General features: G+C 45.6%; 18 protein-coding genes. 5 read left to right on the top strand and 13 right to left on the bottom strand.

What is annotated here, in order from left to right; translation table 11 throughout:
- The 4 genes from KIH43_RS07860 to zapD all read left to right on the top strand — a co-directional run.
- The coding region (locus KIH43_RS07860; RefSeq protein WP_297719502.1) for a type II secretion system F family protein at nt 1–766 on the top strand (766 nt) is incomplete at its 5' end.
- Nucleotides 766–1266, top strand: a complete 501-nt coding sequence (locus KIH43_RS07855) for an A24 family peptidase (RefSeq protein ID WP_297719499.1) — start codon at nt 766–768, stop codon at nt 1264–1266. The genes KIH43_RS07860 and KIH43_RS07855, both read left to right, overlap by 1 nt.
- Complete coding sequence (gene coaE / locus KIH43_RS07850; RefSeq protein WP_297719496.1) at nt 1221–1907, top strand: dephospho-CoA kinase; 687 nt, start codon at nt 1221–1223, stop codon at nt 1905–1907. The genes KIH43_RS07855 and coaE overlap by 46 nt, the downstream gene beginning before the upstream one ends.
- Before the next feature lie 11 nt (nt 1908–1918).
- Entirely contained in the window at nt 1919–2671 is a 753-nt protein-coding gene (gene zapD / locus KIH43_RS07845; RefSeq protein ID WP_296967050.1) for a cell division protein ZapD, read from the top strand.
- Here zapD and KIH43_RS07840 read toward each other — a convergent pair.
- The 9 genes from KIH43_RS07840 to secA form a co-directional block, all read right to left on the bottom strand.
- Entirely contained in the window at nt 2668–3084 is a 417-nt protein-coding gene (locus tag KIH43_RS07840) for an NUDIX domain-containing protein (protein WP_296967051.1), read from the bottom strand. The two genes, zapD and KIH43_RS07840, sit on opposite strands and share 4 nt — an antisense overlap.
- 14 nt (nt 3085–3098) lie before the next feature.
- Nucleotides 3099–3956, bottom strand: a complete 858-nt coding sequence (locus KIH43_RS07835; protein ID WP_296967053.1) for an ATP-binding protein — start codon at nt 3954–3956, stop codon at nt 3099–3101.
- Between the two features lie 14 nt (nt 3957–3970).
- Nucleotides 3971–5206, bottom strand: coding sequence for a bifunctional glutamate N-acetyltransferase/amino-acid acetyltransferase ArgJ (gene argJ / locus KIH43_RS07830; protein WP_297719492.1), 1236 nt, complete (start codon nt 5204–5206; stop codon nt 3971–3973).
- 39 nt (nt 5207–5245) lie between these two features.
- The gene (locus KIH43_RS07825) at nt 5246–5521 is read right to left on the bottom strand and encodes a hypothetical protein (RefSeq protein ID WP_297719489.1); all 276 of its coding nucleotides are present in this window, start codon (nt 5519–5521) and stop codon (nt 5246–5248) included.
- A 40-nt stretch (nt 5522–5561) separates the two neighbouring features.
- Nucleotides 5562–5816, bottom strand: a complete 255-nt coding sequence (locus tag KIH43_RS07820) for a MoaD/ThiS family protein (RefSeq protein WP_296967059.1) — start codon at nt 5814–5816, stop codon at nt 5562–5564.
- A gap of 9 nt (nt 5817–5825) precedes the next feature.
- The gene (locus KIH43_RS07815) at nt 5826–7088 is read right to left on the bottom strand and encodes an FAD-dependent oxidoreductase (RefSeq protein ID WP_296967061.1); all 1263 of its coding nucleotides are present in this window, start codon (nt 7086–7088) and stop codon (nt 5826–5828) included.
- 9 nt (nt 7089–7097) lie between these two features.
- Nucleotides 7098–8945 (bottom strand): aldehyde ferredoxin oxidoreductase family protein, encoded by a 1848-nt coding sequence (locus KIH43_RS07810; RefSeq protein WP_296967063.1) that lies wholly within the window; start codon nt 8943–8945, stop codon nt 7098–7100.
- A gap of 18 nt (nt 8946–8963) precedes the next feature.
- Entirely contained in the window at nt 8964–9443 is a 480-nt protein-coding gene (locus KIH43_RS07805) for a 4Fe-4S dicluster domain-containing protein (RefSeq protein WP_297719485.1), read from the bottom strand.
- 158 nt (nt 9444–9601) lie between these two features.
- The gene (gene secA / locus KIH43_RS07800) at nt 9602–12364 is read right to left on the bottom strand and encodes a preprotein translocase subunit SecA (RefSeq protein ID WP_297719483.1); all 2763 of its coding nucleotides are present in this window, start codon (nt 12362–12364) and stop codon (nt 9602–9604) included.
- 55 nt (nt 12365–12419) lie between these two features.
- Between secA and KIH43_RS07795 the strand changes: the two genes are divergently transcribed.
- The gene (locus KIH43_RS07795; protein WP_297719481.1) at nt 12420–12917 is read left to right on the top strand and encodes a hypothetical protein; all 498 of its coding nucleotides are present in this window, start codon (nt 12420–12422) and stop codon (nt 12915–12917) included.
- A 10-nt stretch (nt 12918–12927) separates the two neighbouring features.
- Here the strand turns inward: KIH43_RS07795 and lpxC are convergent, their stop codons facing one another.
- From lpxC to KIH43_RS07775, 4 genes are all read right to left on the bottom strand, one after another.
- The gene (gene lpxC, locus KIH43_RS07790) at nt 12928–13842 is read right to left on the bottom strand and encodes a UDP-3-O-acyl-N-acetylglucosamine deacetylase (protein ID WP_297719505.1); all 915 of its coding nucleotides are present in this window, start codon (nt 13840–13842) and stop codon (nt 12928–12930) included.
- A 41-nt stretch (nt 13843–13883) separates the two neighbouring features.
- Complete coding sequence (locus KIH43_RS07785) at nt 13884–14384, bottom strand: peroxiredoxin (protein WP_296967074.1); 501 nt, start codon at nt 14382–14384, stop codon at nt 13884–13886.
- A gap of 112 nt (nt 14385–14496) precedes the next feature.
- Nucleotides 14497–15837, bottom strand: coding sequence for a cell division protein FtsZ (ftsZ, locus tag KIH43_RS07780; protein ID WP_296967076.1), 1341 nt, complete (start codon nt 15835–15837; stop codon nt 14497–14499).
- Nucleotides 15838–15883: 46 nt separating this feature from the next.
- On the bottom strand, nt 15884–16375 hold a 492-nt coding region (locus KIH43_RS07775), incomplete at its 5' end, for a cell division FtsA domain-containing protein (protein WP_366069231.1).

Below are 16375 nucleotides of genomic sequence, written 5' to 3'. Positions count from 1 at the left end.
GCAACTGGAGGCTCAAATGGAGCTCAAGCGCAAAATTCAACAAGCGCTTATTTATCCCATGATTACCCTTTGCAGTTCCGTTTTGCTGGTCGTAGTGATGCTGATCTGGGTGATACCGGTATTCAAAGATGTTTTTGGCCATTTTCAGGCAGATTTACCAATACCCACCAAGATGCTCATTCACCTTTCTTCTGCAATGAATACCTATTTTTTAGAAGCTGCCGCCTGCATGATAGGTGGCAGTCTTTTCATGCTAGCGGCATGGCAAAAGTCACTAGGCTTTCAAAGAAAGTTTGATCAATGGAGTCTTCGCATTCCGGTTTTAGGAAATTTATTACGTTTGGCCGCATTAACGCATTGGTGCCGAATTTTAGGCCACCTTTTAGAATCTGGACTTGCACTACCAGAAGCCCTACGAGTTACGGCGCAATCTTCCAATCATTGGCTAAGTCATGATTTAAGTGCCGAGGTATTCAAACATCTCACCAGAGGTTGGCCTCTTGGAGAGGCGTTAAAAAAAGCGGATCCCCATAGATACTTATTTGATTTTGAAACTCTACAACTACTCCACATTGCAACAGAAAGTGGCTTTCTTCCACAAATGCTAGTTAAGCGTGCGACTACTCTTGGGTCTTTGCTTAGTGGCCAACTTAATCATCTTGGTCAAACTTTAGAGCCCTTGCTCATCATGATCGTTGGCATCATTATTGGTGGAATTGTGATTACCCTCTATCTACCCATATTTCATTTAGGTCAAGTTGTTTAATGCCCTCACTATTGACTATCGACACTATCCGTCTTGCCCTGATATTGACATTGCTCTATTTGGCATATGTTGATCTTCGTACATTTCGTCTACCGAATGCCATCACTTTTCCCATGATTTTCTTGGGATTGATTTTTAATTTTTACTCGACTGCAAAATTGACCAACTTTTTCGATGCCGTCACAGGGTCTGTGCTTGGGTATGTTTTTATTTGGGGCTTGAATGAAATTTACTGGCGACTTAAGAAGCAGCATGCCATTGGCATGGGGGATGCAAAACTCTTGGCTGCCCTTGGAGCATGGCTAGGATTGAGTGCGTTAGTCAATATTCTCTTCTTTGCCTCAATCGGAGGAATCATTGGCGGTCTCATCTGGCTAAAGATGCATCAAAAATCCATCCGGTCCGCATTCCCTTTTGGACCTTTTATCGCCATTGCTGGCATTATTGAGTTGTTATGGCCACAACTCCTTCAAACCCGATTGCTGAGCAGCTTGATTTAAGCCACTTAAAGGGATCTACCCTATTGATTGGTTTAACAGGAGGCATTGGCTCGGGCAAAACTACAGTTAGTGACTTATTGGGCAAATTAGGCGCAGGCATTGTTGATACCGACCTCATTGCACATCAAATCACTGCAGCCAATGGAGAGGCAATGCCAGCAATTGAGCAGCAATTTGGGCAAAGCTTCATTGATCCGATAGGCGCTTTGGACAGAACCAAAATGCGCGCCTTGGTTTTTACTAACCCGGAGGCCAAAAAAACCCTGGAGGCCATTACTCACCCTCTGATACGCCAGGAAACAATCAAGCAAGCTCAAGCATGGATAACTAAAGGTGCGCCATACATCGTCTTTGTCGTTCCATTGCTGATTGAGTCTGGCTCCTGGCGAGATCTGCTTGACCTGCTAGTCGTCGTGGATTGCCCTGAGGATGCTCAAATTGCAAGAGTGGTGCAGCGCAGCAATTTATCCCCAGAGGAAGTAAAAAGGATTATTCACAGTCAAGCATCTCGTGAAGAGCGCCTGGCTTATGCAGATGTAGTTATTGAAAATCAAGAGGACCTTTCTGTTTTAAATGCAGAAGTCATGCAATTGCACCAAAAAATCCTCAAGATTAAGAAAGGTCGGTCCAGTTCGTCATAGAATATGGGCTTGTGATTGTCTACGAATACCCCTTCAATGAATTAGTTCGAAGCATGCTTCGACTGGAGTATTTGTTCGCCCGCTTTAATCACTTTACGCGCTCAGATGATCCTGAACTACATCACAATGCGATTGCGATTTTGTTTGATCTTGGCGATATTGGCGCCCGTGGCGACATCAAATCACTTTTACTCAAAGAATTTGAGCGTCAGAAATATGCGCTCAATGGGCTAAAGTCTTCCCAAAAAGTGGATCAAGAAGCGCTTTCGCAAACATTAGCAGAAATTGATGGCATCGCCACCAAAATCAATCAATCCGCAGGACGACCCAATCTCGCTATTTCTGAAAGCGAGTGGCTTAACGGAATTCGTACGCGCTTAAATATCCCAGGCGGAACAAGTCCAATTGACTTACCCAGTTATCACGCTTGGAAAAATAGCCCTTCTAGTGAACGTCGCTCGTTACTAGAAAATTTTCTAATTCCACTATTACCATGGCAAGAAGCTTGTCAGTTATTTTTACGTTTACTGCGTCAATCAGGCGAAGCTAAAGATGTGGTTGCGCATAGCGGATCATTTCAGCAAGCGCCCTCAGGCAAGGTTTATCAATTGATGCGCATCGCAGTGGAAGATGACACTCTTTTCTCTGAAATCAGCGCCAACAAATACTTGCTATCAGTACGCTTCATGCAGGCAGATCGGGATAAAAAAGCGCAGCCCGCTAACAAGGATGTGCCTTTTAAACTGACCCTTTGCCAGTTCTAGCGCAATAAGGCCTTAAGCCGCTCCAGCATTGGCCAAGCGGCCGGTAACAGCGGCTCAACACTAGGCTTTTCAGCACTTAATAATTCCCAAGATAGGGCTTGACCCTCGCATCCAGAAGGCGTGCCAATCCAGTCACGAATAATGCTCACATGCAGCCGAACATAAGCATGAGGATAGTCATACTCCAGAATAGTTAACTCTGTATTAGATTGAATTTCAATTCCAAGCTCCTCGCGTAATTCACGCGCAAGTGCTTCAAAAACTGTCTCACCTTTTTCAATCTTTCCACCTGGCACCTCCCAGTAACCAGCGTAAGGCTTACCAGCAGGTCTTTGCCCTAAAAGATAGCGACCCGATTGATCAAGCAAAATACCAGCAGCGACTTCAGTAATAGGTCGACTATTTTGATTCACAAGAACGAATTTGTCTAAGCATGTGATCCAGCCCAGTGCTTTGCAAATTGCCATGCAACGCGACCAGATCGGGAACCACGTTCCAATGCCCACACCAGAGCCTCTGGTCGAGCTTCTTCAATTTGTTGAGCGGTCAAGCCAAAATGCTCCAACCAATGTCCAACAATAGCCAAATATTCATCTTGCTTTGGCGGATAAAACGATAACCACAACCCAAAACGCTCTGATAAAGAAATTTTTTCCTCAACTACCTCGCCCGGATGTATCTCGCCATCATCACTATGAACATACCCCTCGTTGTCCTTCATATACTCAGGCAATAAATGGCGACGATTGGAAGTGGCGTAGATCAATATATTGTCAACTTGGGCAGAGACTGAGCCATCTAAGGCTGATTTCATGGCCTTGTATCCTGACTCACCATCCTCAAAAGACAAATCATCACAAAAAATAATAAAGCGCTCGGGGCGCTCTGCCAGTAATTCCGTGATGTCAGCCAAATCCGCTAGGTGCTCTTTTTCAACCTCAACCAATCGCAGGCCTTGGTTTGCGAACTCATGCAGACTAGCTTTGATTAAAGATGACTTACCGGTACCGCGCGCGCCTGTTAGCAAAATATTATTTGCAGGCTTTTTTTGAATGAAATTTTTCGTATTTTCCCGAATGGCATCTCTTTGGCGATCAATATTTTTCAAGTCTTCGAAGGTGATATCAGCAACATGTTTGACGGGTTGCAAAAAGCCAATACTGCCAAAAATACTATCTCGACGACGCCATCTAAATGCTGTTGCAGATTTCCATTGCTCTTGCGTCAATGGTTTAGGTAAAAATGTCTCTAAATGGTCAATGAGACGATCAAATTTTTCACTCATGGAATCGATTCTTTTTAAGAGCGGTAGTCTGCATTGATAGAAACATAGTCATGAGACAAATCGCATGTCCAGATTGTTTGAGCCGCAGAGCCTCTACCTAAATCAATCTTGACAGCAATCTCTTGGGCTGCCATTACCTTTTGCCCATCTTCTTCTTGATAACTTGGGTTGCGTCCACCATCTTTAGCTACCCACACATCACCAAGCCACATTTGTACACGGCTAACATCTAGATCCTGAATTCCTGCGTAACCAATCGCTGCAAGAATACGACCCAAATTCGGATCGCTGGCAAAAAAAGCTGTTTTCACTAAAGGAGAGTGCGCTACCGCTTTAGCCACTAAACGGCATTCTTCAGCTGTTTTTCCGCCCACCACCTCAATGGCCATGAATTTACTAGCACCTTCTCCATCTCGCACAATCATCTGCGCCAATTGCCTAGCTAAGGTGACTAAAGCCTCTCTTACGAGTGCATAAGATGGGTCATTGGGCGATTGAATTTGCACCGAAGATTGCCCAGTCGCCATGATGATAAAAGAATCATTGGTTGACGTATCCCCATCAATAGTAATGGCGTTAAAAGATAAATCGGCAACCTCTTTTGTTAAATCTTTTAATAATCCAGGCGCAAATCCGGCATCAGTTGCAATAAACCCCAACATAGTTGCCATATTGGGATGAATCATTCCCGCGCCCTTGCAGATACCTGTAATGGTGACTAAACCTTCAGGTGTGTTTACAGTAAGCGAGGACGCTTTTGGCTGGGTATCGGTGGTCATGATGGCCTCTGCTGCATCAAACCAATGATTCTCTCCAAGATCGGCAACCGCTCTTGGTAGGGCATCAATAATCTTCTGAATGGGCAGCGGCTCCAAAATGACGCCAGTGGAAAACGGCAAAATTTGCTCGGGGTTAATTTTTAAATCTTTCGCGAGAGCAGCGCAAGTCTGCAAGGCATGCTTCATACCCTGCTCACCCGTACCTGCATTGGCATTACCTGTATTTACCACTAGTGCGCGAATCTCACCATTGCGACCATCCTGCGCTAAGTGTTCACGACACACCTGCACGGGAGCGGCACAGAAGCGATTTAAAGTAAAAACGCCGGCAACCTGAGATCCCGGCGTAAGCGTCATGACTAGCAAGTCCTTACGGTTAGCCTTTTTAATTCCGGCTTGCGCAATGCCCATTTCAAAGCCTTTCACAGGCTTGAGGTCAGCTTTTTGAGGGAGAGGTAAATTGACGGCCATAAACAAACTCAAATTAGATAAATCAACAGAATGAGGCCTTTAGCCTCCACCCCTCCGAGTATAAAGATCAAATCTTCTCATGGCGGACTCAACTTGGTCATTGCTCAGATTTTGGGCAAATGAAAAATGCAGCTCCATCACCGGGATATGCAGCAATGCAATTTTGCGGCTTGGATAACTACGTCCAGAAATGTGAATGAGGGGGCGATCAGAATTGAGTACGATGTGATCATCTACCTCCACTCTTGCTGAAGCATAAAGATCACCCAAAGCTTGGGGTAGCCAGCGGACTAGATCCTCCTTGGAGCAACCCATTTCTCTTTTTAATGAATACATAGAGAACAAGGCTCAATCTTTAGCCACCGGCAACTGGAGGACAAATCGCTAAGGCATCTTTATCTTGAAGTACATATTGATCGCGTTGATCGGGTTTTACATAAACCCCATTGACCATGACCAAATGAGCAGACTGACTGGGAATATTGTGCAATCGAATCATGTCGCCAATAGTGCTGCCCTCAGGGACTTCTAGATCGGCCTCAATGGCATTCTTTTTATTTGAAGGTAGATAGCTTGCCAGGCTGGCAAACAACTTTAGGGTAACTTGCATGCCTAAAGCTTAATTCATCCAGGTCGATTGCGCTTGGCCTTTAGCTAAATAGGCTTCCATTGCTTTGATGGGTTCATGTATTAATACTTTCTTCCATTCACCCAAAGCCACCTTACCCTGAATTAATCCTCGTAAAACGCCAATATGTTCGGTCATGCCCACGCAGGTGGCACCAATCAACACATCCCCTAAAAACTCTAGGCGAATATATTTATATCCCAACGGGTCAACCATTTCGACATGGTCCCCTCCCGGCGCACCCGACCACAAACCAAAAGAAGAGGAAATTAAGCCCAAGGTATCGAGCACATTAATTTGCAATGCCCCCAAACTTTGCGCATTACCACCGGTCATATTGATAGCCGCAATTCTGGCTTGCTCGGCAGCATTTGGCTGGATGGCATTCACAATGCGAGCGCCTGTTGAAAAATCAATACTTTCAGTCACGTCACCCGCAGCATAGATATCTTTTACCGATGTTTGCATCTGCTCATTGACTAATACGCCTCGGTCAATTTGTAGGCCTGAACTATTTAAATAATCAATATTCGGACGAACACCGGTTGCAGAAATGACTAAATCCACTTCAAGAGATTTTCCGTTCGAGAGTTGTACATTTAAAGCCGATCCAGCCTTGCTAATTGACTCTACCTTGGTATCGGTAAATACCTGAACGCCTTTATCTTGCACCCATTGCTTAATCATCCCGCCAGCTACTGCGGTCATCATACGAGGCACCATACGGTCCCCCATTTCTACAACAGTCAGGTCAACTTTTTGACTAGCCAGCGCCTCCAAGATAATGCAGCCAATAAAGCCCGCACCCATTTGGAGAACCCGCGCACCTGGTTTAGTAATTTGAGCGATTGCGCGCGCATCTTCTAGAGTCCAACAAGGGTGTACTCCTGGTAAATCAATGCCTGGAATTGGTGGTTGGATAGGTACTGAACCGGTTGCAATTAAAAGCTTATCGAAGGAAATGGGTTTTCCTTCTTGCCCTGCCAAAAATAGTTTTTTAGCGTCCGGGTCGATAGATATCACTTGCCCATGAACTTGCTCGATCTTTAAATTCTCAAAATGATTTGGCTCTTTTCTTAGATAGGTTCCTTGTTCATTAATATTGCCGATTAATAAATAAGGGATTGCCATCCGAGAATAAGGTGGAGCATTTTCAGAACCAATGAGCACGATCTCATCCTGTGGCGCTCGCCCACGAATCGTTTCAGCAGCAATAACGCCTGCTGGCCCATTGCCTACAATGACATGCTTCATTGCCAAAGATTACAAACCTAAGCGCTTCAAGGTTTCTGCACTTGGACGCCCCTCAGCGTCCCAGCCACGAATCTTGTAATACTCAGGCAGCATGGTGTCCAGACCACTGACAGTCCCTTTGCCAGGACCCGTCTTCGCAGCTTCGGTCATCAAACGTTTTGGCAATTTATCGTCTTTTGCTGTAAAGCCTGCACGATTATTAAAATCGCGCTCCATATTCCAAATACGCTCTCCAATCGTTGTTAAATTCTCCACGGTAAATTCATCTCCACAGGCAGCTTGCAATTGTGGAGCAACGTCCGCAAGGGTCCAAGCAAAGCTAGTGAAAATGCAGATACCAGCAGAATCAAACGCAGCCGTTGCATCTTGAAAGGCTTTTACCAATTCTGGTTTGCCTTGAGTATCAGCTGGCTCGGTTTTCACCGGAATACCCAACACTTCAGAAGCAATGGTGTAACCACGGAGATGGCAGGCACCTCGATTCGAGGTTGCATATGCTAGGCCGATTCCTTGAATCACGCGACCATCGTAGGCTGGGAACTCTTGGTTTTTTACACTCATCGATAAATCTGGATGACCATATTTTTTGGTCAAGCGCGCAGACCCCAAACCCAACTCTTTACCAAAACCAGTACCGTTGGCTGTAATCTCTGCAAAATAGCACAAGGCTTTTGCTGACCCAAATGGCGCCTCTATTCCTAATTGCTCTTTAGTAAGAACTCCCATCTCATAGAGTTCCATGACGGCACCAACGGTAGCGCCAAACGAAATTGGGTCAAAACCATCTTCATTGCAAAGCATATTTGCATACTGCAATGCCTCAAGATCATTGACGCCATTCGCAGCACCCAATGCCCATGCTGCCTCATACTCTAATCCGCCACTTGCACCAAAGTATTGGGGCTTATTCTCAACCGTGAAATGGGTCTCATCAATCTTAGAAATACGCCCACACGCAATGGTGCATCCAAAGCATGCTTGATTGGTTACTAAATGCGACTTTCCATCTGTAGCTCGTGGAGCTGCCATGGCTTCAGCAGAAATATCTTTGGCGCCATCAAACTGAACATCTTGATGGTTTCGAGTCGGCAATCCACCAACTTCATTAATCACGTTCATTAAAACCTGAGTGCCATATGCAGGCAAACCTTGGCCGGTCACTGCATTTGAGGCGAGCACAGCTTTTGCAGCGGCACTTGCAGCCATAAAACCTTTGGGATCTTTTAAGTTTCCTACGCCTTTCGTTCCTCTCACTGCAATTGCTTTGAGATTTTTGCTACCCATAACAGCACCAACTCCAGAGCGTCCAGCTGCACGATGCAAATCATTCACGACTGCTGCGTAAAGCACTTGATTCTCACCGGCACGACCAATACATGACACTTTCATTTGTGGGTCTTGATGCTTAGCCTTAATGGCTGGTTCGGTTTCCCAAACAGTTTTTCCCCAAAGATCAGAGGCGTCAACCAATTGCGCGTTATCGTCCTCAATTAATAAATAGACTGGCTTGGGTGACTTTCCTTCAAAAATCACCATATCCCATCCAGCCATCTTGAGCTCAGCACCCCAATAGCCGCCTGAGTTTGAACAAGCAATTGCACCAGTAAGAGGCCCTTTTGTCACCACCGTGTAACGACCACCAGTAGAGGCCATCGTGCCAGTTAGCGGGCCTGTCGCCCAAATGATTTTATTTTCAGCTGATAGGGGATCTGTTTTAGGATCCAACTCTTCAACCAAATACTTTGAGGCCAAGCCACGAGATCCCAAATACTCTTTTGCCCACTTCATATTCAGTGGTTCGGATTGGCAAGTGCCCTTACTTAAATTAACGCGGAGAATTTTTCCAGCCCATGACATGATATTTTTTCCTATGCTTTATTTATTCGCGGCGACTTGATTGCCAAGCTTATCGGCCCACTCACGCATCTTGTCTAAGCCAGTCCAATCGGCATCAACATATGTAATCGCCTGAGTTGGGCAAGCAGTTGCACAAGCAGGGTCTCCACCACATAAATCACACTTTTGTACTTTTCCAGTATCTTGAACATAATTAATCGTGCCGAATGGGCATGAAATCGTGCACACCTTGCAGCCTACGCAGGTATCGTCTGACACCACTTTTGCCCCAGTTGTGAGGTCAACACGAATGGCATCTACTGGGCAAGCCTGTAAACACCAAGCTTCTGCACACTGAGTGCAGGTGTAAGGCACCTTCTTGCCAGTCAGGTGAAACTCAAACACCTTAATGCGCGATTTAGAGGTATTGAACACACCATAGTGCTCATAACTACAGGCCATTTCGCACTGCAGACAGCCGGTACATTTATCTGCGTTTATTTGCAGGGACTTTTGCATACCAATTCCTTTTGCGTATAAATGCAATTTTTTGCATATAAGCGATCATACTCAAACAAATTCCGCTCCAAGAATAGCTAGGGAAAGCCCTAGAAAATAGGCAAAAAATAAGGGGGCGCAAGCCCCCTTATTGCAATCGAAAATGTTTCCCTAAAAATTTAGGTCAGTGCACCGCAACAATTTTTATACTTCTTGCCGCTGCCACAAGGACATGGATCATTACGCCCCACTTTCGGCCCAGTTCGAATAGGTGCCGCTTGAATATTTACACCATCTCCTTGAGCGCCAGGATCAACATTCTCATTGTCAGCATCAGCATGCTGGTATTGAAGATCTTTTACCTTTGCCAAATCTTCGACCATCGACTCAGATGCCTGATCTAATTCAGTTGCGCTACGAATCTGCACTGTCATGATGCTTTTCACAACATCATTTTTAATGATGCCTAAAAGCTCGCCATAAAGCTCAAATGCCTCGCGACGATATTCTTGTTTAGGATCTTTTTGGGCATAGCCCCGCAGATGAATACCCTGGCGCAAATGATCCAAAGCTGCCAAATGCTCTCGCCAATGAGTATCAAGACTATAAAGAAGCACTGAGCGCTCAAAACTAGCAAATGATTCTCTGCCAGCCAAATCAACCTTTGCGTCATAGACCTCTTTTGCAGCAGCCAATACGCGCTCGACTATCTCTGACTCATCCACACTGGCAGATGCTTCAACCCATTTTTGCAAATCTACTGAAAATCCCCAGTCATTTGCTAGTGCATTTTCTAAGCCCGGCAGATCCCATTGCTCTTCCATAGACTCTGCAGGAACATAAAACGCGCAGATCGTACGCAAAACATCCTCGCGAAGATTGGCAATCAAATCTCCAACATCTTTACTTTCAAGAACTTCATTTCTGAGGCGATATGTTTCCTTGCGCTGATCATTGGCAACGTTATCGTATTCAAGTAATTGCTTACGAATATCAAAGTTACGGCCTTCCACTTTGCGTTGCGCCGACTCAATTGAGCGAGTGACCATGCCAGCTTCAATGGGCTCACCATCAGGCATCTTTAAGCGATCCATTACCGCACGCAAACGATCCCCCGCAAAAATACGCAATAAAGGATCATCTAAAGATAGGTAAAAGCGTGAGGAACCTGGGTCGCCTTGACGTCCAGAGCGACCTCTTAATTGATTATCAATTCGGCGACTCTCATGACGCTCTGTACCAATAATATGAAGACCACCTGCCGCGAGAACTTGGTCATGAATGCTTTGCCATTCATCCTGAAGTTGCCCGATTCTGCTTGCTTTCTCAGCAGCTGAAAGCGATTCATCGGCCTCAATCAGAGCAGACTGCTTGCCCACATTGCCTCCAAGAACAATGTCCGTTCCACGACCCGCCATATTCGTGGCAATCGTAATCATCTTGGGACGACCTGCTTGAGCAATGATTTCTGCTTCGCGCGCATGTTGTTTTGCATTCAACACTTGATGCGGCAACTTGCGCTTATCCAAGAGATTGGAAATTAATTCGGAGTTCTCGATCGATGTAGTACCCACCAGGACTGGCTGACCGCGTTCATAACAATCTTCAATGTCTTTAATCACTGCGTCATAACGTTCGCGTGATGATTTATAGATCTGATCTTGCTTATCTTTTCTTTGACTGACTCGATTAGGGGGAATGACGACCGTCTCAAGGTTATAAATTTCTTTGAACTCGTAGGCTTCGGTATCAGCGGTACCCGTCATGCCCGCTAATTTTCCGTACATCCTGAAATAGTTCTGGAAGGTAATAGTTGCTAAGGTTTGATTCTCATTTTGAATCGGTACCCCCTCTTTCGCCTCCACTGCCTGATGCAAACCATCGGACCAGCGTCGACCTTGCATTAAGCGCCCCGTGAACTCATCAACAATAATGACTTCTTTATTTTGTACAACGTAATGTTGATCACGGTTATATAAAGTATGTGCGCGCAAAGCAGCGTACAAGTGATGCATCAAAGTGATATTTTGTGGTGAGTACAATGAATCGCCGTCGTTCAACGCGCCAATCTGCACCAATATTTGCTCAGCTTTATCGTGACCACGCTCGGTTAAATAAACTTGCTGGGATTTTTCGTCCACCCAGTAGTCGCCAGGCTTTTCAACCCCAGTACCATCAGCTTTTTCTTCGCCAATCTGGCGCTCCAAATGCGCTGGCAGCTGATTCATTTTGATATATAAATCAGTATGGTCATCTGCTTGACCTGAAATGATGAGTGGAGTGCGCGCTTCATCAATCAATATGGAATCGACTTCATCAACGATGGCATAAGCAAGCCCGCGTTGAACTCGTTGATCCACGTCTTGGACCATGTTGTCGCGCAAGTAATCAAATCCGAATTCATTATTGGTGCCGTACGTAATATCGGCTGCGTACGCTTCTTGCTTTGCCTTGTGATCCATCTGCGAGAGGTTCACACCCACTTTCATGCCCAAAAAGTGATACAGCTTGGACATCCACTCGGCATCACGTTGTGCCAAGTAATCATTTACCGTAACAACGTGAACACCTTTACCAGTTAGCGCATTTAAATACACCGGTAGAGTTGCAGTTAAAGTTTTGCCCTCGCCCGTTCCCATTTCAGCGATCTTGCCCTGATGCAATGCAAGGCCACCCATCAGCTGAGCGTCAAAGTGACGCATTTTCATCACTCTGACACTGGCTTCACGAACAACGGCAAATGCTTCAGGCGCAATATCATCTAATGACTCACCATTCGCTAGGCGAGACTTAAATTCAGCAGTTTTCGCAGAGAGTGCGGCATCATCCAAAGACTGCAAAGCAGGTTCGAATGCGCCAATTTTGGCGACGACCTTACGATACTGTTTTAATAGGCGGTCGTTACGACTGCCGACCAGGGTTTTAAGAAGACCGATTACCATGGGATATTGAAGAAAATGGAGTCCTTGAGTTTATCACCCGCAACCCTATTTTTTTATGAACTTTGTCCCCAAATCCCCTCGTAAGCAAACAGCCCATGAATGGCTCGATTACCTGCGTAAACCCAATGGTATTGGGGGGGTTTTGGCCAAAACAGAAAACTTAGCCAAACTGCGAATAACTCTACAAAAAGCACTTGAGGTCCTAAACCTTGGGCACCTAAGCACCAAGATTGAGGTGAGCTGGCGCACTGAGAGTCAAAATGAGTTACTTTTTTTGGTTGGGAGCGCCACCGTCGCCAATCGGCTCCAGCAAATTTTACCTAGCCTAATCAATGAGTTAGGAAAATTAGGTGTCTATTGCAAGACCATCAAAATCAAAGTCAGACCCATTTCAGTCTGGGAAATAAAACCTCGCACCACTGACCAAAAGGACCATCAACCCAAAACACTGAATACGGCAGCAAGAAAATCTTGGGAAGAATTACTGGACAAGCTTAGCCCTGGTTCAGAGCTATATAAAGCAGTAGAGCAATTATTGAGAAAAAAGCCTTAATCAATTGGCCTTAAAAGAACAATGGCTGACTTTCTTGGGAATAGGCGTCAGGAGCCTTACTCTGGGTAAAGGTACTTATTTCATAGGTTGTTGGATCTTCCAGCAACTTTCTCAAAAGCGCATTATTGAGCGCATGGCCTGACTTTTCAGCAACATAAGCACCAACAATTGGATGGCCTACCAAATAAAGATCGCCAATGGCATCCAGTATTTTGTGACGCACAAACTCATCTTCATAACGAAGTTCTTCGTTATTCAAAATGCGATGCTCATCTAAAACAATTGCATTATCTAAACTACCACCTCGCGCAAGACCCATTTCCCTTAATGCCTCAACCTCATGGGCAAATCCGAATGTACGCGCACGACCAATTTCACTTCGGTAAGCGTGCTCAGCAAAATCTACGATAAAACGTTGACCCGTTTTATCTACCGCAGGATGCTTAAAGTCGATAGTGAAATCCAACTTAAATCCAAAGAATGGTTCAAGGCGAGCAAGCTTATCTCCATCTCTCACTTCTACCGGTTTTTTGATCACCACAAATTGGCGAGGCGCTTCTTGCTCAACAATGCCAGCAGACTCAATCAAGAATAAAAAAGATGCCGCACTGCCATCCATGATGGGAACTTCTTCGCCATCTAACTCAATCAAGAGATTATCTAATCCTAAGCCCGCACAAGCTGATAACAGATGCTCAACCGTAGACACTCGTACACCATCTTTTTGGATAACAGATGCCAGTCTTGTGTCACAAACCGCCAATGCAGTAGCGGGAACAACAGCCTGCTCCGGCGTATCAACCCTAACAAACTGAACCCCAGAATTAGCAGGCGCAGGTTTTATAGAGATCGTCACTTTGCGACCCGAATGCAAACCGATTCCCACTGTTTTAACAGGGGTAGCAATCGTTCTTTGTTTCATCATCATGACATCTCTATGTTCAATGAGCTTGATATAAAAGCGTATTACAACTTTTTCAGTATAGAAGCTGCATCACTCACTTCAAATTTTCCTGGAGCTTCACGATCTAAACTCTTTACAACTCCATCTTCAACAATCATGGCATATCGATCAGAGCGAACCCCTAAGCCACGAGCGGTTAGATCTAGCTCTAGCCCGACTTTCTTAGTGAACTCGCCGCTACCATCACCCATCATGCGAATCTTTTTTCCTACTTTTTGATCACGACCCCAAGCTCCCATTACAAATGGGTCATTGACAGAGACGCACCAAATTTCATCAACACCTTTAGCCTTGATTGCATCGCAAAGCTCGACATATCCGGGAACATGTTTGGCAGAACACGTAGGGGTAAATGCACCAGGTAATGCAAAGATAACAATCTTTTTTCCTGCAACTAACTTATCCACCTCAAACGCATTAGGACCAATAGCGCATCCTTCTGACTCTTCATTAAAAAATTCATAAAGAGTAGCGTTTGGTAATTTTTGTCCAACAGTAATCATGATGTCTCCAATAGGTCAGTGTTAGGAAGGATGCCAACGCAAGCGCAGGATTCGTCGTCCGGAGGGGCGCTGCGCTGGCATTTCGCAATAACCTATTGTATTAAGCAGTCAATTAATCTGCTTGTTTACGCAAAAAGGCAGGGATTTCATAATAATCAGCCCCTTTATCAAGCAAGGTCTTTGCTTGTGGAGAGCTATCCGCACCTAATGTTGGCGCAGCAGTCGCTTCACGAGAGCTACGAAACACCCTTGGTAAATCATATTGACTGTAATCCACTCCCCCAGCTGCAGGTTGAGCGGCCATGGATGGAGCACTACCAGAGCCAGTTAATGCCATACCAGCACTTGTACTCAATGCGGAATCCATGCTGACTTTGCTAAATGCTGCTGAAGCACTAGCTGGCGCGAAAGTATTGAGATCTGCCATTGTTGGAATTGCATCATGCGTACCGGTAGCTTGTCTCCATACCACTTCTGGTTGGTTTGCTTTGCGTGCTTGTGGGTTATTCAAACCAGTCGCAACCACGGTAACGCGTAATGCATCACCTAAGCTCTCGTCATAAACCGTACCAAAAATAACAGTAGCATCATCAGCTGCATAGCCACGAATCGCCGCCATCACTTCACGTGTTTCAGAAAGCTTCAATGAACGGCTAGCAGTAATGTTTACCAATACTCCACGTGCACCAGATAAATCAACACCCTCAAGTAATGGTGAGGCAACTGCAGCCTCTGCTGCCAAGCGTGCGCGATCCATACCAGAAACTGTCGCTGTACCCATCATGGCCTTGCCTTGCTCGCCCATGACAGTTTTAACGTCTTCAAAGTCCACATTAATTAAACCTTGAACATTGATAATTTCTGCAATCCCAGATACTGCGTTATGCAGAACATCATCAGCGCAAGCAAATGCCTTATCAAACTCTGCATCTTCACCCATCACTTCAAAAAGTTTTTCATTGAGGACAACAATCAATGAATCAACATAGGACTCCAGTTCTGATGCACCGTTCTCAGCAACCTTTAGGCGCTTAACACCCTCAAAGTCAAAAGGTTTGCTAATCACGCCTACTGTCAAAATGCCCATTTCTTTAGCGACTTGAGCCACGATCGGGGCTGCACCTGTACCAGTACCGCCACCCATGCCTGCGGTAATAAATACCATGTGAGCGCCCTGTAATACATCAGCAATACGCGCACGCGCCTCTTCAGCTGAAGCCGCACCAATTTCAGGTTTTGCACCAGCACCCAATCCGCTAGAGCCCAGTTGCAAATTCACAGATGCTTCTGAGCGCTGTAAAGCACCAGCATCGGTGTTCATGCAAATGAACTCTACGCCGCTAACGCCGCGACGGATCATGTGTTGGACTGCATTACCACCAGCCCCGCCGACTCCAACCACTTTAATGATGGTCTTGCCAGCTGTTTCTTGATCTAACATTTCAAATTCCATATACCCTCCTAGGTAAATAAACTACTACGTTGACGACGAAAAAAACTTAAAAATTTCCTGCAAACCATTCCTTCATGCGCGAAATCACACCTTGCAACGCGCCCGACTGCGAAACTCGACGACCGCGCAATAGTTGCGACTGACCCTCCATTAGCAAACCAATACTGGTGGCATATCTAGGGCTGCGTAACACTTCATGTAAGTGACCGCGATATTCAGGGACGCCGATACGGGCAGGTCTTAAAAAAACTTGCTCAGCCAACTCAACCATTCCTGGCATAAGTGAGGTGCCACCGGTAAGTACGATTCCAGAAGAGACCATATCTTCATATCCAGAGTCTCTTACTACACCCCTCACCAAAGTAAACAACTCCTCAACACGCGGCTCAATGACGGCGGCTAAAGCTTGTTTTGACATTGGTCGGGGTTCACGATCGCCCACGCCCGGAACATCAATCATGGCAGCCGGATCAGCCATTTCTTGACGAGCAATACCATGCGCAATCTTCAAATCTTCTGCATCTATAGTTGGGGTACG

Source organism: Polynucleobacter sp., assembly GCF_018500155.2.
In the GTDB taxonomy this organism is placed as follows: Bacteria; Pseudomonadota; Gammaproteobacteria; order Burkholderiales; family Burkholderiaceae; genus Polynucleobacter.
This window is presented reverse-complemented; position numbering and strand designations above follow the sequence as displayed.

Bases quoted from the DNA above. Each gene is read 5' to 3' on its own strand.
- KIH43_RS07855 (WP_297719499.1), top strand. From the start codon at position 766: ATGCCCTCACTATTGACTATCGACACTATCCGTCTTGCCCTGATATTG.
- coaE (WP_297719496.1), top strand. From the start codon at position 1,221: ATGGCCACAACTCCTTCAAACCCGATTGCTGAGCAGCTTGATTTAAGC.
- KIH43_RS07835 (WP_296967053.1), bottom strand. From the start codon at position 3,956: ATGAGTGAAAAATTTGATCGTCTCATTGACCATTTAGAGACATTTTTA.
- argJ (WP_297719492.1), bottom strand. From the start codon at position 5,206: ATGGCCGTCAATTTACCTCTCCCTCAAAAAGCTGACCTCAAGCCTGTG.
- KIH43_RS07825 (WP_297719489.1), bottom strand. From the start codon at position 5,521: ATGGGTTGCTCCAAGGAGGATCTAGTCCGCTGGCTACCCCAAGCTTTG.
- KIH43_RS07820 (WP_296967059.1), bottom strand. From the start codon at position 5,816: ATGCAAGTTACCCTAAAGTTGTTTGCCAGCCTGGCAAGCTATCTACCT.
- KIH43_RS07815 (WP_296967061.1), bottom strand. From the start codon at position 7,088: ATGAAGCATGTCATTGTAGGCAATGGGCCAGCAGGCGTTATTGCTGCT.
- KIH43_RS07810 (WP_296967063.1), bottom strand. From the start codon at position 8,945: ATGTCATGGGCTGGAAAAATTCTCCGCGTTAATTTAAGTAAGGGCACT.
- KIH43_RS07805 (WP_297719485.1), bottom strand. From the start codon at position 9,443: ATGCAAAAGTCCCTGCAAATAAACGCAGATAAATGTACCGGCTGTCTG.
- secA (WP_297719483.1), bottom strand. From the start codon at position 12,364: ATGGTAATCGGTCTTCTTAAAACCCTGGTCGGCAGTCGTAACGACCGC.
- KIH43_RS07795 (WP_297719481.1), top strand. From the start codon at position 12,420: ATGAACTTTGTCCCCAAATCCCCTCGTAAGCAAACAGCCCATGAATGG.
- lpxC (WP_297719505.1), bottom strand. From the start codon at position 13,842: ATGATGAAACAAAGAACGATTGCTACCCCTGTTAAAACAGTGGGAATC.
- KIH43_RS07785 (WP_296967074.1), bottom strand. From the start codon at position 14,384: ATGATTACTGTTGGACAAAAATTACCAAACGCTACTCTTTATGAATTT.
- ftsZ (WP_296967076.1), bottom strand. From the start codon at position 15,837: ATGGAATTTGAAATGTTAGATCAAGAAACAGCTGGCAAGACCATCATT.